Consider the following 17444-nt stretch of genomic DNA (forward strand, 5'->3'; position numbering starts at 1 on the left):
GCCTCTCCAGATTCCTATCCGTGCCGTGCAGTTCGAATACTGTCAGACATAAACTGTATTGCAGGGTTGCGTGTTTCCGCTATTGCTAAGGTCTGACATTATGTGATTGTGGCCCCTTGCGGGCGGTCGCGTCGGGCCGCAGCCGGGGGTCAAGTGCCGTGACCAGGAGCAGCACCGCTGCGATGGCGGTCAGTGACCAGCCGAGGTGATGCAGTCCCGCCGAGGACGCCTCGCTGCCGTAGCAGAGAGCGATCAGCGTCGAAGCCGCGACGCCACCCAGGTACTGCGCAGAGCGGAAGAGTCCGCTGGTTGCGCCGATGGCCCCGGCGGGCGTCTGGCGGTACAGCATGGTCTGGTTCGACACGCCCATCAACCCCTGGCCGAGGCCGAACGCCCCGGCGACCACAAGGAGGAGACCCACAGACGTTGTCGCGTTCACGAGCAGCAGCGCGATCGATCCGGCCAGGAGGGCCAGGGAGCTGAGCACCAGCCGGCCGCGCACGCCGTTCGGGCGTCCGGACGCGGCGGCGGCGAGCATCGCCACTACGGACATCGGGAGCAGCAGCAGACCCGCGGCCGACTCGTTCAGCCTCCGCCCTGTCTGCAGCCACTGTACGTAGCCGAACAGGACCGAGTAGACGATCAGGAGTCCCAGGGCCTGACGCAGGTAGGTGCGCAGCAGCGGGGTGCTCGCACGGAGCATGCGGAGGTCTATGAAGGGCGTGTCGGTGCGTAGTTCGCGCCAGACCAGGGCGGCACCGAGTGCCCCGGCTGCGGCCAGCAGCGGGAGGGCGTCGATGGAGGGCTTCATCAGGAAGAAGAGCGTGCTCAGCAGCCCGGCGGAGAAGAGGAGGATGCCGGCTGTGTCGATCCGGCCGCGCTTCAGCAGGGCCATGTCGTCGGGCGGAACCCAGGCCAGGGTGAGCGCGATGCCGGCCAGACCCAGGGGGATGTTCACCGCAAAGATCGACTGCCACCCGAACATCGAGATCATTGCCCCGCCCAGTGCGGGACCGAGAACCATGATCGTTTGGATGGTCACCGCGACGAGTGAGAGGGTCCGGCTGGGGGGTCCCGTACCGGTCTGTTCCGCGTGCCGGCGCAGGACCGCCATGGTCGCGGGGAAGCCGGCGCAGGTGGCGATACCCAGGAGCACGCGGACCGCGACGAGCCACCCAAGTGTGGGGGCGAGCAGGCCGCCGAGTCCGGCGATGGCCACCAGTACCGACCCGGCGAGCAGGATGCGACGCGCACCGAAGCGGTCGACGAACTGGCCGAGGATCGGCTGAGCAACGGCGCTGGCCAGGTAGAGAGAGGTGATGAGCCATGCGGTCTGAGTCGGTCCGACGTCGAACGCGTGGCCTATCGGGACGAGTGCGACCGTGATCAGGGTCGAGTTGAGCGGGTTGAGCACCACGCTGATCAGCAGTGGTGTGATCTCTCGGGCGCGTGAGCGCGCGGAGCCCTGGATCGGTGCACGCCGGAGCGGCGTGCTCACTTCTTGTCGGGGTTTGTCAGCCGCCGGATCAGTGGCAGTGCGCGGTTGACGAGGTCGAGCTCGGCGGGCGTGAAGTCGCTCAGGGCCAGGGCCAGCCATTCCTCGCGATGCTGGTTCAGGCCCGACACCGTCTTCTCGCCGAGGTCGGACAGCGACACCACGACTCGCCGCCCGTCGTTCGGATCCCGCGTGCGCTCCAGATGTCCGAGCTCGTCGAGGGCGGCCAGGATGGCGGCCATCGACTGTGGGCGCACATGCTCGGCTGCGGCCAGTTCGGCCTGCGTGGCCGGCCCTTCGCGACGGAGGCGGCCGAGGACCGACGACTGTGACGGCGTGAGGACATCGGCGTTGTCGACCTGACGCAACCGGCGGGCGAGCTGTCCGACCAGTCCGCGCAGCTCGCTCGCCACCTGGGCGGCAGTAGGAATCTCTGGCATATTGGCCAGCCTAAACTGATGAGCCTGGGCTGTCGAATAGGGAGTGCGGCGGCCGTCGTGGTTGGCCTCCGCTTCCTGCTCGGGGTTGCCGCCTGCCCGAAGGTGCCGTGCTCCTGTGCCGTCGAGGAGGGCGTTCGTTCCGTGGTGTCGCGGCCTCCGGTTCGGCGGTCGGCCACGGACGCGCGCCACCGCGAGGCCCGTCCTTGCCGTGCGTGGATGGGTCGAGAAATGAATCTCTGATAAATGTCGGACCTTGTTCAGTCGGGAAAATCATTGGTAGCCTGGTCGCGCTTACCTCTGATCCGCCGACGTCCGTGAAGCCGTGACGCCGGGCAGATGATCTCGTCGCGAGAAGGGCTCCCCATGGCTGTGACCGACATGCCCAAGGTGTCGATCGGCCGTGTCGCCGGCGCCAGCCTCGTTGGTACAACCCTCAAGTTCTTCGACTTCTTCATCTTCGGCACAGCCTCGGTGCTGGTGTTCGGGACGCTCTTCCTCTCTGCGCTCGGTCCGATCGCCGATACGCTTGCGGCGCTCGCGACCTTCGGCGTTGCCTTCGTGGTCCGCCTGTTGGGCGCCGTCGTGTTCGGTCACTTCGGTGACCGCCTCGGCCACAAGCAGACTCTGGTGATCAGCCTGCTCACGATGGGCAGCGGCACCGTCGCGGCCGGCCTGCTCCCGACCTACGACCAGGTCGGGATCCTCGCCCCGATCCTTCTGGCCCTCTGCCACCTCCTGTGCAGAGCTGGCCCTCGGCGGCGAGCGGAACGGCGCCGTGTTGACGGCCATCGAGTACGCGCCACGTGGCATGCGGGCCTCCTACGGCAGTCGGCCGCACGTGGGTGTCCCCATGGGACTCGTGCTGGCCACCGGGATCTCCTGCGCCGTGCAACAGCTGCCCGCTTCCCAGTCCGAGGTCTGAGGGTGGTGCGTCCCCCTCCTGCTGAGTTCGTTCCTCGTCGCGTTCGGGCTCTGCATTCGGTTGAGCATGGAGGACTCGCCGGTCTCCCGGTCAGTCAAGGAGAATCGCCAGCAGGAGCGCTTCCCGGCCGCGGCGGGTTTCCGCCTCGCGGGTCGCGGCGTCCTGCGCGGTGCCCTCGCCGTGGCCGTCGCGAACATCCCTTTCGGTACGGCCGCCGTTCTTCATGCTGAGCTACCGCGCCGACGACGGCGTGAGCCGCGATACTTTCCTCGCTGCAGTGTCCCTTGCGCCGGTCACGCAGATCGGCACCGTCCCACTCGCAGCATTGCTCTGCGACGACTGCCTGCGACGCCGACTGGTTCTGCTCGCCGGCTGCGTCGCGACCGTGCTCGTGGCGTACCCGTTCTTCTGGCTGCTCGACACGCACCAGCCAGCCGCAATCGTCCTCGCGCTCGCGCTCCCTGTCTGCTACTGGCTGACCGATGCGCTCCAGGCGAGCTTCCTGCCTGAACTGTTCCCGACCCAGCTGCGCTACAGCGGGTCCGGGATCACCCACACGCTGGGCGGCCTGCTGTTCAGCGTCCCGGTGTCCTTCGTCGCAGCGGCTCTATGGGACCGGTACGACGCCACGTGGCTGCTGGCGCTCTACGCCCTTGGCCGATACCGCGCTCAGCGCCGCAGCCGCCGTTGCGGCGCGGGAGACGCGCCCTTGACGACATCGGGTGGTCCGAGCGGACCGGATCGCCCGACGCCGCCAAGAGCGACCCGCAGTCGAGGCTGCCGACTGGGCCCTCGTGAGCCCCCGTGGGTGTCCGGTACCGGGCTGCACGGCTTCCAAGCAATCGCAGCACTCCAGATCGACCCGAAGACAGAGAAAGAGGTGGAAGCGATGGCGACCAGGCCCGGTCCGTTGACAGGTGTTCGGGTGGTCGACATGACCACGTCGTACGCTGGACCCACTGCGGCAATGTACCTTGCGGATCTCGGTGCCACGGTGATCAAGGTCGAACGCACCGGCCGAGGAGACGACACGCGCGGCTGGGGCCCGCCGTTTGCGGACGGCGTATCGGCGTGGTTCGCGTCGGCGAACCGCAACAAGCAGTCGCTGGCCCTCAACCTGCGGGCGCCCGAGGGGCGTGAGACCCTGCTCCGGCTGCTCGACACGGCGCATGTCTTCCTGCAGAACTTCAACCCGGCCAAACTCCGCAGGATGGGCATCGACAGTGAGACGTTGCAGGCGCGGAATCCCCGGCTCGTCTACTGCGCGATGTCCGGATTCGGCCTCGACGGGCCGGACAGCGACCTCCCGGGCTACGACCTCGTCGCCCAGGCCAGGTCGGGTCTGATGTCGGTTACCGGCGAGAAGGGGCGCAGCCCTCAGCGAGTCTCCACCGCACTGTCCGACGTTGTGACCGGCATGTGTGCCGCGCTCGCGGTGAACGCGGCACTCGTGCGTCAGTTCCGCACGGGTGAAGGCGAGGTGATCGACGTGTCATTGCTGGACAGCGACCTGGCTCTGATGGCGCCGCGGATCGCCTCCTACCACGCGGGTGAAGCGGATCCGGCACCCAGCGGCGGCACCGACTCCGTACTTGCTGTCTACCAGCCGTTCGAGACGGCCGACCGCACCATGGTGGTCGCGATCGGCAACGACGCGATGTGGCAGCGGTTCGTCGCGGCCGTCGGCCTGCCTGAGTTTGCCGAGGACCCGGCTCTCGCCGACAACGCCGGACGGCGCGGTCGCCGCGCCGAGATCACGGCAGCCATCGCCGCACGCCTGGCGACCTGCCCTGCCGCCGAATGGCTGCAGATCCTGGGCGACGCGGACGTGCCGGTGGCCCTGGTGCAGGCGGTCTCCGAGGTCGTCAAAGACCCGCAGGTCATTGCACGTGGCTCGTTGCTCCCGGTGCCGGGATCCGAGGAGCAGCTGATCACCATCCACAGCCCGTTCCGGCTCGAGTCCGTCGGAGAACCCCGCAACGAGCGTTTCCCCGAACTGGGTGCCGACACGCGCTCCGTTCTCGGCGGGATCGGCTACTCCGACGCAGACATCGACGAGCTCGTGGCCGCCGGCGTGATCGAGCTGGGCCCCGGGGCGGTGGCGTCGTGACCACATCTGAGGCACTTCTGGTCGAGCGCGTGGACTCCGTGACCACGCTGACCATCAACCGCCCCGATGCCTACAACGCCCTCAACGCTGATGTCCTGGCTGGTCTGCGCGATGCCGTCCTGGCCGCAGAGGCGGATCCGTCGTGTCGCGCAGTCGTGGTCACCGGCTCGGGGGAGAAGGCGTTCAGTGCCGGAGCCGACCTCAAGGAACTCGCCGGGATGGGACCGGACCTGGCGCACGAGACCATGCGCATCGGCCAAGCCGTCATGCGGACCATCGAGCGGGCGGCGGTCCCAGTCGTCGCGGCGGTCAACGGCGTCGCGCTGGGCGGTGGCTTCGAGCTGATCCTCGCCTCGACCTTCCCGGTGCTCTCGACGGGCGCGTCGCTGGGCCTTCCCGAGTCCGGTCTCGGCCTGATTCCGGGCTATGGCGGTACACAGCGCCTGCCGCGGGTGGTCGGGCAGCAGGCGGCGGCGCACCTCATGCTCACGGGGGCCCGGCTCGACGCCAAGCGGGCCTACCAGCTCGGTCTCGCCCCGGTGCCGCCGGTCGCGCCTGCGGAACTTCTGCCGACCGCCCTTGCGATCGCTGGGAAGATCACCGCACAGGGTCCGATGGCGGTCCGGTCCATCCTGACCGCACTGGAGACGAGCCGTGATTCGGCGCTCGACTCCGGCCTCCGGGTGGAGACCGGACTCGCGGCGCTGGCCGTCGCGGGAGCAGAGTCGGACGAGGGCATCGCCGCCTTCCTGGAGCGTCGCCCGGCGCGCTTCGGGAACTCCGGATCGCAGGGGAAGATATGAGCGTCGAACCTCTCGCCCTGGACCTCGACCCCAAGGCTTACATCGAGCTGAACGACATGCTCGACGAGCCGACCGCCGACGCCGCGCTGACCCGGCGCGAACGCGAGGTCCGCGCCCTCACCAGGGAAGTAGTGGCGCGGGAGGTGGCGCCGGGCGCCGCCGCACTGGACAGGACGCATGCCTTCGCTCACGAGGGCGTGCAGGCACTGGCGCGGGCCGGGCTCATGGGCCTGGTCTTCCCCCGGCACCTTGGTGGCACCGCGGACACGAACGTCGCCTACGCGGTGGCGATGGAGGAGGTGGCGGCGGGCTGCGCCGCGACCTCGCTGGTCTTCATGACTCAGATGCACGCCGCGTACCCGATCCTGATCGCGGGCACCGACGACCTGGCACGGCGCTACGTTCCGGGCCTGCTCGACGGCTCGGTGTACGGAGCGCTCGGCATCACCGAGCCGAACGCCGGCAGCGACGTGTCCGGCCTGCAGACCACCGCCCGGCCGGTGGCGGGGGGATACGACCTCAACGGGTCGAAGACCTTCATCACGACCGGCGACAGGGCGGGCGTGATCATCTGCTTCGCCACCGTCGACAGGAGCCTGGGCAGGCGCGGTATCACCGCCTTCGTCGTCGACGGTGGATGGGAGGGCGTGGGCCGAGGCCGGCCCTTCGACAAGATGGGCATGCACGGCTCCAGCACCGCCGAGTTGTTCTTCGACGGCGTCCGCATCCCCGAGGACCATGTCCTCGGCCGTCCCGGCGAGGGTTGGGCCGTCGTGATGAGTTCCGTGGTCAAGTCCCGCATCAGCGCCGCCGCGCAGGGAGTGGGCCTGGCACGCGCCGCGTACGGCCGAACGCTCGCGGCCCTCAGGCGGCTGCACGGGACCCGACTGTCCGACGAACAGACATTCGCTCTCGCCGATCTGCGTGGCCGGATCCTTCAGGGTCGGCTGCTGCTGCATGCCGTGGCCCGGCAGGTCGACGCGGACGACACCGTGACCTCCGGCCAGATCGGGATCATGAAGCAGGTGTGCACCGATCTCGGGTTCACCGCATCCGTGGAAGCGGCACGCATCCTCGGCCCCTACGGTGACCTCGCGGTGCTCGGTGTCGAGCGCTGCCTGCGCGATGCCAAGGTCACGCAGATCTACGACGGCACCAACGAGATCCAGCGGCTGCTCATCGGCCGCGAGAGCGCACGGGCACTGGAGGGACTGGCATGAACGCGATCGAGCGGCCACTCGCCGGCAAGGCGGCCATCGTCACGGGGGCCGGCCGTGGCCTGGGACGGTCGATGGCCGAGGCGCTGGTCGAAGCCGGCGCCGCGGTCACCGTGGCGGCCCGCACCCGCTCCGAGCTCGACGCGTTCGTCGACGAGGTCAAGACGGCCGGCGGCGAGGCACTGGCCTGTCCGACCGATCTCACCGACGAGGCGTCCGTGCAGCGGATGGTCGCGGCGACCGTGGAGACCTTCGGCCGGGTTGACGTGCTGGTCAACAACGGCGGCATCGTCGCCACCACCCCGCTGCTGGACCAGCCGGCCGAGGAGTGGGACCGAGTGGTCGCCACGAACCTGAGGGGCACGTACCTGGCCACTCGGGAGGCCGGCCGGCACTTCGTGGCGCAAGGGTCGGGCAAGGTCGTCAACATCGCCTCCAACTTCGCGCTCCAGGGAGTGGCCAACCACGCGGCGTACTCGGCCTCCAAGGCCGGCGTCATCGGGTTCACCCGGTCGATGGCCGTCGAGTGGGCCCGCCACGGCGTCCAGGTGAACGCGATCGCACCGGGCTACTTCGCCACGGCGCTCAACGCCGACATGAGGGAGGACCCCGAGACGCTGGCCCAGGTCGTCAGGGCGATCCCTGCCAAACGGATGGGTCAACCCCACGAGCTCAAGCCTTGGCTGCTGCTGCTCGCCGGCAGCGCCTCGGACTTCATGACCGGTGAAGTGATCGTGATCGACGGCGGACAGTCCGTCCGCTGAACCAGCAGGAGTCTCCATGTTGAGCAACCAGACGAAGACCGTCGGCGTCCTCGGCGCGGGCACCATGGGCGCGGGAATCGCCACGGTGATGGCGCGTGCTGGGCACCGGACCATCCTGTACGACCTCAGCGAGGCCAACCTGCAACGTGGCATCGGCACCGTGCACGGCTTCTTCGACAAGAGCGTGAAGCTGGGCAAGCTTGACGCCACAGCCGGTCAAGGGGCCAAGGACGCCCTGACCGGAACCACCGACGTCGCTGAACTCGCCCCCTGTGATGTGGTCGTCGAGGCGGTCTTCGAGGACCTGGCGCTGAAGAAGGACCTGTTCCACCGGCTCGACGAGGTGGTCTCGCAGTCCACGCTGTTCCACACCAACACGTCCACGCTCTCGGTGACCGGCATCGCCTCCGGATCACGGCTTCCCGAGCGGGTGGTCGGCACGCACTACTGCAACCCTGCGCCGCTGATGAAGCTCGTCGAGGTCGCCGACGGCCGGCACACCGCCGACTGGGCACACAAGGCGACCATCGAGTTCCTCGGCTCGCTCGGCAAGACGAGCGTGGTCACCAAGGACCGGCCGGGCTTCATCGTCAACCGGTTCCTGATCCCGTGGGAGAACTCCTGCATCCGCGCCCTCGAAGCCGGCGTCGCGACCAAGGAGGCCATCGACGCCGCGGTGCTGGGGTCGCTCGGCCACCCGATGGGGCCGTTCCGGCTCCTGGACATCGTCGGCATGGACATCCATCAGCAGGTCGCGATGCGCCTCTACGAGCAGCTGCGCGACCCGCGCTTCTACCCGCCGCCGATGGTCGAGCGCATGGTCGCGGCAGGCGATCTCGGACGCAAGACCGGCCGTGGTTTCTACGAGTACGACGACACCCGCCTGTTCGGTTCCTGAGGAGAGACCCATGACCGAGTTTTCCAAGATCGGCCTCCTCGGCCTCGGCGCGTCGGGTGCCGGAATCGCGTGGCTGTTCGCCGCCTCCGGACGCGACGTGGTGGTCCTGGAGACCGACCAGGAGCGCATCGACGCCGGCCTGGCCGTCGTCGCGAAGTCCCTGGACGGAGGCATCGCCCGCGGCGAGGTGACCGAGGACGACAAGTCGACGGTCCTGAGCCGGATCACCCCCACGACCGACGTCGCCGGCCTCGTCGGCGTCGACGCCGTCATCGAGTCCGTCACCGAAAACGCGGAGGTCAAGAAGGACCTGCTGGCCGCGGTCGCGGGCGTCGTCGGCGAGCGGGCCCCGATCCTCAGCAACACCGCGTCCCTGTCGGTGACCGACCTGGCCGCGTCGCTCCCGAATTCAGGCCGGGTCGCCGGCCTGCACTTCCTCGGCCCCGCGCCGGGTTCGCGCACCATCGAGGTGGTCAAGGCCGTGCAGACCGACGCCGGCCTGGTCGACCGGCTCGTCGCACTCGTGGACAGCCTCGCGGACAAGGTCGCCGTCGTGGTCAAGGACCGGCCCGGCTTCCTGGTCAACGCGCTGCTGCTGCCGTACCTCAACGACGTGATCCAGGAGTACGACGACGGCCTGGCCACGGTCGAGGACATCGACGTCGCGTTGCGCCTCGGTCTCGGTTACAAGACCGGCCCGTTCGAAATGCTCGACCACGTCGGCCTCGACGTCCACCTCCACGCCACCCGGGCAGTGCACGACGCCACTGGCGACACCCGCTACGCTCCGCCGCCGCTGCTGCGGGCGATGGTCGCCGCGGGACAGCTCGGTGAGAAGACCGACAGCGGATTCCGCACCACCACGAACACCACCGAGAGGGGCTGACGATGAGCTACGACGACATCCTGGTCAGCGCTGAGGGCGCGGTCCTCACCATCACCGTCAACAGGCCGGAAGCGGGCAACAAGTTCCGCCACCAGACCTGCCTGGAGCTCTTCGACGCGCTGCAGAAGTTCCGCCTCGACCCGCGACTGCGCGCCGCGGTGCTCACGGGCGCGGGCGAGAAGTTCTTCTGTATCGGCGGCGAGCACGACCCGGTCACCTCCCTGGACCAGTCGCAGGTACTGCCGATCGTCGACGTCTACCAGGCCATCGACACCATTCCGAAGCCGGTCATCGCGGCGGTCAACGGGTTCGCGGTCGGCGGCGGCAACGTGCTGGCCACCGTCTGCGACCTCACCATCGCGTCGGAGAACGCCGTCTTCCGTCAGGTCGGTCCGCTGGTCGGCAGCTTCGACGCCGGCTACGGCTCCTGGTACCTGGAGGACACCATCGGCCGCAAGCGGGCCAAGGAGATGTGGTATCTCAACCGGAAGTACACCGCCGCGCAGGCACTCGACATGGGACTCGCCAACGAAGTGGTGCCCGCCAGCGAGCTGATGGGCCGTGCGCTCCAGGTGGCCCGAGAGATCGCCACCCGCAGCCCGATGGCCGTCGCCGGGATGAAGGGTGCCTTCTCCGCCCGCCACAACGGCGTCGCCGGTCAGGCCCGGATGGCGCACGACCAGCAGCTCACGCTCTATCTGCAGACCCGCGAGGCCCACGAGGTCAACGAGGCCTTCAACGAGCGACGCGAGCCCAAGACCGAGAGCTTCTGGTCGTGAGCCCGCTCGGCCCCGACCTCGACGAGGACCAGCGCGACCTGGCCGGCATGCTCGACGACTTCGCACAGGACCGTGACCTGGTCCTGTCCGACGACCCCGCCCTCGTCGCCGGCCTGGTCACCGAGCTCGCCCGGCTCGGTGTGTGGACCGTCGGCACCGCGGAGGCACACGGAGGAGGCGGGGCGGACGCGCGCACCACGGCGGTCGCCCTCGAACGGCTCGGCCGCCACTGGCCGGCGCTCGGCTGGGCCGCCGTCCAGGCCCACGCGGCCGTCGACATCCTCGGTGACGACGACAGGTTCGCCACCCTGGTCGCCGAACTGCACGCCGGCACCGCGGCGGTGGCGGTGGCCGACGCGGCCTCCGCGCATGTCCGCCTGGCTTGGTCCGGCGATGTGCTCGCAGGCTCCGTCGACCGCGTCGACGCGGCCTCCCAGCAGCCGTACCTCGTGGTCCTCGCCGACGACGGCACGGCCCTCCTCGTCGAGTCCTCCGTACTCACGTACACGCCGCTGAGCCGCACCGGACTCGGCGGCGCCCTCACCCGCTCCGCGCAGGTCGATACGGACGCTGTGGCGACGCTGACCGGCGTGGACGCCGACGCGGTCCGTGCCCGGCTGCGTCTCGGAGCTGCCGCCGTGGCCGCGGGCATCATGGGCGCCGCCCACGACGCCGCGCACACGTACGCCGCGGACCGACAGCAGTTCGGCGGCCCGCTGACCGACATCCCGACCGTGCGCCAGGCACTGCTGAGACAGGCCGGCCGTATGGCGAACGCGCTCACGGGGGCCTTCGGCTCGGCCCGGGAGCCGGTGACGACACTGGCGGCGATGGACGAGGCGTGCGGGGCGGCGATCGAGGTCGCCGCCTCGGCCTTGCAATGCCACGGGGGCTACGGCTACCTGACCGAGTACCCGGCGGAGCGGTACCTGCGTGATGCGGTGTCGCTCCGCGCCGCCGTCGACGTGACCGGCGCGGCGGTGACCACCGCTCGCACCCTCGTGGGCCTGGAGCCGGTCATCGCCCTGGAGAAGGATGCCTCATGAGCACCACCCGCACCGGCGCGCTCCTCGCAGACCTGCTGGAAGGCCAGTTCAGCCCCCTCGACGACGCCACCATCGACCGCTGGCGAGCGGAGGGCTGGTGGGAGGGCCGCTCGCTCCGGTCGCTCCTCACCGAGGCGGCCGGGACACATCCCGACCGTACGGCACTGGTCGGCCGACGCAGCGACGGCAGCAGGGTCACCCGCAGCTACGCGGAGTTCGACCGCAACGCGCACCACGCCGCGAGTGTCTTCGCCTCCCTCGGGGTGGGCGTCGGTGACGCGGTCGTCGTCATGCTGCCCAACTGGGTCGAGTACCCGGAGCTGGTCTTCGGCATCAACGAGATCGGCGCGATCTACGCGGGAATTCCCGTCGCCTACGGCGACCGGCAGGCGGCCGCGATCCTGCGGCGCAGCAAGGCCAAGGTGCTCGTCATCCCGCGCCGCTGGCGGAGCACTGAGCACCTTGAGCTGTCGCGCCGTCTGCGGGCGGAGATACCCACGCTCCAGCACGTGATCGTGATGGACGAGGACGACTCGGAGCTCGTAGCAGGCGAGTCCACGTGGTCCGGCCACGCCCAGGTACCGACCCGGACGTTCCCCGATCCCGACCCCGGCCGTGTCTGCTATCTCGGCTTCACCTCGGGCACCACGGGTGAACCGAAGGGGGCCATGCACAACCACGAGACCCTCCTGTACTCGATCCGAGGTCAGGCCGCGCACGTGGGCCAGGAGGTGTGGGGCGAACCGATGGTCCAGCTGGTCGCCTCGCCGCTGGGGCACCACACTGGCTACGCGTGGGGAATCCTGTTCACCGTGCTGCTGGCGGGCACCGGCGTCCACGTCGACCGCTGGGACCCCGCCTGGGGTGTCGAGGTGATCCGGGAAGAGGGCGTCACCACCTTCTTCGGTGCGCCGACCTTCCTCCAGGACATGATGCGAACCGAACTCGCGGGCGATCCCGACAGCCCGCTGACCTGCCTGGTCATCGCCGGAGCGCCCGTGCCGCGCAACCTGCCCGCGCAGGCGCAGGCGGCGCTCGGGGCCTACATATGTCCGGCCTGGGGCATGACCGAATGCAGCATCCCCATCTCCTGCACACCCAAGGAACCCGCGGACATCCAGCGCACGGACGGCTCGGTCTTCGCCGGCTCCGAGGTCCGGGTGGTGGGGGCGGACGGCAACGACGTTCCGCACGACGAGATCGGCGAGTTGCTGATACGCGGCCCGGGCCTGGTCTACGGCTACTACGACCGGCCCGACGCGACCCAGGACGCCTTCCTCCCCGGGTTCTGGTTCCGCAGCGGGGACCGGGCCAGCGTCGACGAGCACGGATGGGTCTCGCTGCGCGGGCGCACCAAGGACATCATCATCCGCGGCGGTGAGAACATCCCGGTCACCGATGTGGAGTCCGTGATCTTCGATCACCCGGACGTCGTGAACGCCGCAGTCGTCGGCATCCCGGACGAGCGGCTCGGCGAACGGATCTGCGCGGTGCTGGTCATGAAGAAGGGGCGCCCGGAACTCACTGTGCGGACGCTGGCGGACTACCTGCTCGACAAGGGCCTGTCGAAGCACTATCTGCCGGAGCGCGTGGTCGTCCTTCCAGAGCTGCCGATGACGCCGAGCGGCAAGATCCAGAAGTTCAAGCTGCGGAGTCTCCTGGGATGAGCGAGGCCTCGCCCTGCCGCGTGCCCGCCGTCGCCGGTACCGCACCGTCGTGGGCCCCGGAGACGTTTCGAAAGTCCCGCACGGCGTCCACTGCGCCCGGCGCGCCCTCTTGCCGCACCGGCCGAAAGCCCGAGTACACCCGGTACGAGGGCTTGCGGCCGGTCGCCGAGAGCACGCGCCGGACAGTGCGGGCACCGCACAGGACCTTGAAACACCCCCTAGCCCCAGGAGTCGAAGGAGTCACGATGCGAGCTGCGCTCGTCCAGGAGTTCGGTCCCCCTCGTAGCCTTGTGCTCGAAGAGGTCCCCGATCTCGAACCGGGCCCGGGAGAGGTCGTCATCGCGGTTGGTGCCGCCGGCGTCAATTTCCCCGACATCCTGGTCGTCCAAGGCAGCTATCAGCATCTGCCGCCGCGCCCGTTCAGCCCGGGCATGGACGCCGCCGGGCGCGTCGTCGCCGTCGGTGCCGGTGTCGAACGCATCCGCGTCGGACAGCGCGTCCTCGCCCTGGTGCAGTACGGCGGCTACGCCGAGCAGTTGCTCGCCCCCGAGGAGTTGGTCACCGAACTGCCGGACGCCCTGAGCTACGAGAAGGCCGCGGCGCTCGGCCTGTCCTCCTTCACGGCGTATTCCGCGCTGCTGTGGCGCGGCAGGGTGCAGACCGGCGAGACGGTGCTGGTGACCGGTGCCGGCGGGGGAGTCGGTGCCGCCGCGGTGCAGCTCGCCAAGGTGCACGGTGCGCGGGTCATCGCCCTGGCGCGCGACGCCGGGAGGCGGGCGCTGGCTCAGCGGCTGGGCGCCGATGTCGTCCTCTCCTCGAACCCGGAGACTCTGCGCGACGATCTGCTGGAGGCCACGAGCGGCCGGGGCGTCGATGTCGTCGTCGACGTGCTCGGCGGGGACTACCTCACCCAGATCATCCGGGCCACGGCCTGGGAGGGCCGGATCGTCATCGTCGGCTTCGCGTCGGGCGGCCAGAACCCGATCAAGCCCGGACACCTTTTGGTCAAGAACATCAGCGTGCTGGGTCTGCAGACCACCGACTACCGCGACCGCAGGCCGGAAGTCACGCGTTCGGCCATGGCCGAGATGGCCCGCCTCGTCGTGCAGGGACGCGTGGACGTCGCCGTCGACGCGGTGTTCCCGCTGGAGAAGGCCGGTGACGCACTCCAGCGCCTCAAGGACGGCCAGGTCACGGGCAAGGCCGTCCTCACCACTGGTCTCGAAGGAGAACACCGATGAGCACTGCCTTCCTGTACGCCGCCGCTCGCACCCCGTTCGGCCGGTTCGGGGGCGCTCTCGCGGGCGTTCGCCCTGACGACCTCGCGGCCGGCGCACTCAACGGAATCATGGCCCGGGTGCCCGGTCTCGACCCTGCCCTGATCGGCGAGGTGGTGCTCGGCAACGCCAATGGAGCCGGTGAGGACAACCGCAACGTCGCTCGGATGGCGGTCCTGCTCGCCGGCCTGCCGGTGTCCGTGCCGGGGGCGACAGTGAACCGGCTGTGCGGTTCCTCGCTCGACGCGGCCATGATCGCCTCGCGCTCGGTGGAGTGCGGCGACGCGGAGATAGTGGTGGCCGGTGGCGTGGAGTCGATGTCGCGAGCTCCGTGGGTGCTGCCGAAGCCGTCGCGCGCCTACCCGGCTGGTGACATGACCGCGGTGTCGACAACGCTCGGCTGGCGCCTGGTGAACGAGCGCATGCCCGCGGAGTGGACGGTGTCGTTGGGCGAATGCAACGAGCAGCTCGCCGACCGGTTCCAGATCGGCCGGGAGCGGCAGGACGAGTTCGCGGCGCGCTCCCACCAGCTGGCGCACAAGGCATGGGAGTCCGGCTTCTACGACGACCTCGTGGTCTCCGTACCCGCGGTCGAGCTGTCTCAGGACGAGGGCATCCGGCCGGGTTCGACGGCGCAGAGTCTGGCCGGCCTCAAGCCGTCGTTCCGGAAGGCGGGGACCATCACCGCAGGCAACGCTTCGCCGCTGAGCGACGGCGCCTCGGCGTTGCTGGTGGGCAGTGAGGCCGCGGCCGGGCGGATCGGGGCCGATCCGCTGGCACGCGTCGCGGGCCGCGGCGTGCACGCCCTGTCGCCGCAGGACTTCGGCTTCGCCCCGGTGGAGGCAGCGAAGAAGGCGCTGGCCCGCGCCGGCATCGGCTGGTCCGATGTCGCGGCGGTCGAACTCAATGAGGCCTTCGCGGTGCAGTTACTCGCATGCGTCGACGCATGGAAGGTCGACCCCGACATCGTCAACACCAAGGGAGGCGCGATCGCCCTCGGCCATCCGCTGGGCGCCTCGGGTGCACGGGTCCTGGCCACGCTGGCATACCGCCTCCGTGAGAGCGGAGATCGCTGGGGTGTCGCCGCCATCTGCATCGGCGTCGGCCAGGCCCTCGCTGTCGTCCTTGAGAACGTCACGTCAGGATCGGAGTCACGATGAACGTCAGCGCCGAACTACCCACAACCGTCGGTGTGTACGGCGGCGGCCGTATGGGCGCCGGGATCGCTCACGCGTTTCTCGTCGCCGGCACCGCAGTGCGGGTGGTCGAATCGTCACCAGAGACCGCCGACGCAGCCCGTTGTCGCGTCGAGGCCGGCATCGAGAAGGCCGCCGAGCGGGGTACTCTCCCGGCATCGGTCACCGCGGTGCTCGACCGACTCACCGTCACCGTCGATCCCACCGACCTCGCCGGCTGCGGGCTTGTGGTGGAAGCGGTGCCGGAAGACGTATCCCTCAAGCAGAGGGTGCTCGCCGAGGTCGAGCGTGTGTCGCCGTCCGCGGTGCTGGCCACGAATACATCCAGCTTGTCCGTCGACGGCCTGGCAGCCGCCCTGAAGGCGCCCGAGCGCTTCGTCGGCCTTCACTTCTTCAATCCGGTTCCGGTCAGTGAGCTGGTCGAGATCGTGGTCGGTGCGAAGACACAGCCGGAGATCGTTGCCGCCGCGCGGGGCTGGGCGGGCGCGCTGGGCAAAAAGGCCATCACCGTGACGGACTCGCCGGGCTTCGCCAGCAGCCGGCTCGGCGTGGCCATCGCCCTGGAGGCCATGCGGATGTTGGACGAGGGCGTGGCCACGGCCGAGGACATCGACACAGCGATGACCCTGGGCTACAAGCACCCAGTGGGTCCTCTCAAAACCACGGACATCGTCGGCCTCGACGTCCGGCTGGCGATCGCCGAGTACCTGGCACGCGAACTGGGCGAGCGCTTCGAGCCGCCTGCCGTGCTGCGGGACAAGGTCGCCGCGGGGCACCTCGGCCGTAAGACCGGGCAGGGCTTCTACACCTGGTGAGCCTTCGCCGCGTGCTGAGCACCACAGTCCGGTGAGAGTCGGACGTCACCGAATTGCCCTTGGCGGGCAGACAAGGCTTCAAGAGACCATGAGTGACGAGTCATCAATGGGGTTCCGGGGAGTCCCATCCAGGTGAGACACCAGCGGTGGCGAGGCCGACAGCGTCTTCGGTGTCAATGGGCCGGGGCGGAGCAACCAAACCGGTCGCTCCGCTCTCCCCCTGATCCAGCCTGGCTGAGGCCGACCCTGAACCGGAGTTGGTCGAGTGCCTGGCCATGCGGTCGATCAGGGCCCCGGTGATGGACGCGGTGCGCGCATCAGTTGCATACAGTCGCTGGATGTACGGCCCGCGGCGGCCAACGTCGCGGGCTGCCGACCCGCGTACGGGGGCCGCCCACTAGTGCTGGATTCCTCAAAGGAGGTACACATAGCGGCGTCGTAGAGAGCGGGTTGGCGGTGCGGTTCGGCCCCAAACCCAGGGACGTGCGCGGGAGTTGAGTTGGGCGGTTGCGAGGGTCGTGGCCTGGGCGATGTCGTCGGGGTTGGCGAATGACCGACCGGCGAGGGCGGTCTTGCGGAAGATGCGCCACCAGCCTTCCTGGAGGTTGAGCCAGCACGCGCCGACGGGGATGAAAGCGTGGTGGATGCGGGGATGTTCCTCGAGCCAGGTCCGGGTGGACAGGCTGTTGTGGCTGGACAGGTTGTCGGTGACGATCCAGATCTCCCCGGTCGGGTTGGCGTCCTCGACCTGTTGCAGGAACTGCTGGTAGAAGACGCTGTTGCGGGAGGACGCGGTCATGGTGATCTGCTGGCCGTCCCGGACGCGTAAGGCCCCGTAGACCCAGGTTTTCTCGGGTCCGCGGCTGTAGTCGAGCTCGGCTTTGATCCGGCGTCCGTCGGGTGACCAGGCGGGTGCGGGCGGAAAGGTCCGTGGGATCACCGGCCCCAGCTCGTCGGCGCAGAGGACTGTCGCACCGTCGGGCGGGTGGGTGTAGAGGCCGATGATCCTTGTCCTTTTGGGACGAAGTCCGGGTCCTTCGACCGCATCCAGGACCGGGTGCGGCGCCAGCGCACGCCTTCGGCGAGCAGGATGCGGCGCACCTGTGAGCGGCCTACCTCGATCCCCTCG

General features: G+C 69.3%; 17 protein-coding genes and 1 pseudogene. 12 read left to right on the top strand and 6 right to left on the bottom strand.

Annotated elements, in window-relative coordinates:
- Positions 1 to 85: 85 nt before the first annotated feature.
- The 4 genes from ABT300_RS22815 to ABT300_RS22830 form a co-directional block, all read right to left on the bottom strand.
- Complete coding sequence (locus tag ABT300_RS22815) at positions 86 to 1498, bottom strand: MFS transporter (protein WP_351678671.1); 1413 nt, start codon at positions 1496 to 1498, stop codon at positions 86 to 88.
- A complete protein-coding gene (locus tag ABT300_RS22820; protein WP_351678673.1) occupies positions 1495 to 1908 on the bottom strand; it encodes a MarR family winged helix-turn-helix transcriptional regulator in 414 nt (137 codons plus the stop codon). Before ABT300_RS22820 ends, ABT300_RS22815 begins: the two co-directional genes overlap by 4 nt.
- Positions 1909 to 2226: 318 nt before the next feature.
- The gene (locus ABT300_RS22825; protein WP_351678675.1) at positions 2227 to 2745 is read right to left on the bottom strand and encodes a hypothetical protein; all 519 of its coding nucleotides are present in this window, start codon (positions 2743 to 2745) and stop codon (positions 2227 to 2229) included.
- A gap of 202 nt (positions 2746 to 2947) precedes the next feature.
- The gene (locus ABT300_RS22830) at positions 2948 to 3082 is read right to left on the bottom strand and encodes a hypothetical protein (protein ID WP_351678677.1); all 135 of its coding nucleotides are present in this window, start codon (positions 3080 to 3082) and stop codon (positions 2948 to 2950) included.
- Here ABT300_RS22830 and ABT300_RS22835 point away from each other — a divergent pair.
- The 12 genes from ABT300_RS22835 (at position 3081) to ABT300_RS22890 (ending at position 16315) form a co-directional block, all read left to right on the top strand.
- A complete protein-coding gene (locus tag ABT300_RS22835; RefSeq protein WP_351678678.1) occupies positions 3081 to 4967 on the top strand; it encodes a CoA transferase in 1887 nt (628 codons plus the stop codon). The two genes, ABT300_RS22830 and ABT300_RS22835, sit on opposite strands and share 2 nt — an antisense overlap.
- Positions 4964 to 5770 (top strand): enoyl-CoA hydratase/isomerase family protein, encoded by an 807-nt coding sequence (locus ABT300_RS22840; RefSeq protein WP_351678680.1) that lies wholly within the window; start codon positions 4964 to 4966, stop codon positions 5768 to 5770. The genes ABT300_RS22835 and ABT300_RS22840 overlap by 4 nt, the downstream gene beginning before the upstream one ends.
- Positions 5767 to 6990: an acyl-CoA dehydrogenase family protein gene (locus ABT300_RS22845; protein WP_351678682.1), complete on the top strand. Its 1224-nt coding sequence runs from the start codon at positions 5767 to 5769 to the stop codon at positions 6988 to 6990. Before ABT300_RS22840 ends, ABT300_RS22845 begins: the two co-directional genes overlap by 4 nt.
- Entirely contained in the window at positions 6987 to 7751 is a 765-nt protein-coding gene (locus ABT300_RS22850; RefSeq protein ID WP_351678684.1) for an SDR family NAD(P)-dependent oxidoreductase, read from the top strand. The genes ABT300_RS22845 and ABT300_RS22850 overlap by 4 nt, the downstream gene beginning before the upstream one ends.
- A 16-nt stretch (positions 7752 to 7767) precedes the next feature.
- The gene (locus ABT300_RS22855; protein WP_351678686.1) at positions 7768 to 8649 is read left to right on the top strand and encodes a 3-hydroxyacyl-CoA dehydrogenase family protein; all 882 of its coding nucleotides are present in this window, start codon (positions 7768 to 7770) and stop codon (positions 8647 to 8649) included.
- A 10-nt stretch (positions 8650 to 8659) separates the two neighbouring features.
- Positions 8660 to 9535 (top strand): 3-hydroxyacyl-CoA dehydrogenase family protein, encoded by an 876-nt coding sequence (locus ABT300_RS22860; RefSeq protein WP_351678688.1) that lies wholly within the window; start codon positions 8660 to 8662, stop codon positions 9533 to 9535.
- A 2-nt stretch (positions 9536 to 9537) separates the two neighbouring features.
- Positions 9538 to 10314 carry an enoyl-CoA hydratase-related protein gene (locus ABT300_RS22865; RefSeq protein ID WP_351678691.1) on the top strand — a complete coding sequence of 259 codons (777 nt, stop codon included), beginning with the start codon at positions 9538 to 9540 and terminating at the stop codon, positions 10312 to 10314.
- Positions 10311 to 11360: an acyl-CoA dehydrogenase family protein gene (locus tag ABT300_RS22870; RefSeq protein ID WP_351678694.1), complete on the top strand. Its 1050-nt coding sequence runs from the start codon at positions 10311 to 10313 to the stop codon at positions 11358 to 11360. Before ABT300_RS22865 ends, ABT300_RS22870 begins: the two co-directional genes overlap by 4 nt.
- A complete protein-coding gene (locus ABT300_RS22875; protein ID WP_351678696.1) occupies positions 11357 to 13027 on the top strand; it encodes an AMP-binding protein in 1671 nt (556 codons plus the stop codon). The genes ABT300_RS22870 and ABT300_RS22875 overlap by 4 nt, the downstream gene beginning before the upstream one ends.
- A gap of 245 nt (positions 13028 to 13272) precedes the next feature.
- Entirely contained in the window at positions 13273 to 14268 is a 996-nt protein-coding gene (locus ABT300_RS22880; protein WP_351678698.1) for an NADPH:quinone oxidoreductase family protein, read from the top strand.
- Positions 14265 to 15464, top strand: coding sequence for a thiolase family protein (locus ABT300_RS22885; protein WP_351678700.1), 1200 nt, complete (start codon positions 14265 to 14267; stop codon positions 15462 to 15464). The genes ABT300_RS22880 and ABT300_RS22885 overlap by 4 nt, the downstream gene beginning before the upstream one ends.
- Complete coding sequence (locus ABT300_RS22890; RefSeq protein WP_351678702.1) at positions 15461 to 16315, top strand: 3-hydroxyacyl-CoA dehydrogenase family protein; 855 nt, start codon at positions 15461 to 15463, stop codon at positions 16313 to 16315. Before ABT300_RS22885 ends, ABT300_RS22890 begins: the two co-directional genes overlap by 4 nt.
- 412 nt (positions 16316 to 16727) lie before the next feature.
- Here the strand turns inward: ABT300_RS22890 and ABT300_RS22895 are convergent, their stop codons facing one another.
- Positions 16728 to 17321 carry an IS630 family transposase gene (locus ABT300_RS22895; protein WP_351678706.1) on the bottom strand — a complete coding sequence of 198 codons (594 nt, stop codon included), beginning with the start codon at positions 17319 to 17321 and terminating at the stop codon, positions 16728 to 16730.
- A pseudogene (locus tag ABT300_RS22900) lies at positions 17252 to 17444 on the bottom strand (helix-turn-helix domain-containing protein); the annotation flags it as partial. The gene ABT300_RS22895 and the pseudogene ABT300_RS22900, both read right to left, overlap by 70 nt.

The sequence above is a fragment of the Streptomyces sp. NPDC001027 genome (assembly GCF_040299045.1).
Taxonomy (GTDB): domain Bacteria; phylum Actinomycetota; class Actinomycetes; order Streptomycetales; family Streptomycetaceae; genus Streptomyces.

Bases quoted from the DNA above. Each gene is read 5' to 3' on its own strand.
- ABT300_RS22825 (WP_351678675.1), bottom strand. From the start codon at position 2,745: ATGCCACGTGGCGCGTACTCGATGGCCGTCAACACGGCGCCGTTCCGC.
- ABT300_RS22835 (WP_351678678.1), top strand. From the start codon at position 3,081: ATGCTGAGCTACCGCGCCGACGACGGCGTGAGCCGCGATACTTTCCTC.
- ABT300_RS22830 (WP_351678677.1), bottom strand. From the start codon at position 3,082: ATGAAGAACGGCGGCCGTACCGAAAGGGATGTTCGCGACGGCCACGGC.
- ABT300_RS22845 (WP_351678682.1), top strand. From the start codon at position 5,767: ATGAGCGTCGAACCTCTCGCCCTGGACCTCGACCCCAAGGCTTACATC.
- ABT300_RS22850 (WP_351678684.1), top strand. From the start codon at position 6,987: ATGAACGCGATCGAGCGGCCACTCGCCGGCAAGGCGGCCATCGTCACG.
- ABT300_RS22855 (WP_351678686.1), top strand. From the start codon at position 7,768: ATGTTGAGCAACCAGACGAAGACCGTCGGCGTCCTCGGCGCGGGCACC.
- ABT300_RS22860 (WP_351678688.1), top strand. From the start codon at position 8,660: ATGACCGAGTTTTCCAAGATCGGCCTCCTCGGCCTCGGCGCGTCGGGT.
- ABT300_RS22865 (WP_351678691.1), top strand. From the start codon at position 9,538: ATGAGCTACGACGACATCCTGGTCAGCGCTGAGGGCGCGGTCCTCACC.
- ABT300_RS22875 (WP_351678696.1), top strand. From the start codon at position 11,357: ATGAGCACCACCCGCACCGGCGCGCTCCTCGCAGACCTGCTGGAAGGC.
- ABT300_RS22880 (WP_351678698.1), top strand. From the start codon at position 13,273: ATGCGAGCTGCGCTCGTCCAGGAGTTCGGTCCCCCTCGTAGCCTTGTG.
- ABT300_RS22885 (WP_351678700.1), top strand. From the start codon at position 14,265: ATGAGCACTGCCTTCCTGTACGCCGCCGCTCGCACCCCGTTCGGCCGG.
- ABT300_RS22890 (WP_351678702.1), top strand. From the start codon at position 15,461: ATGAACGTCAGCGCCGAACTACCCACAACCGTCGGTGTGTACGGCGGC.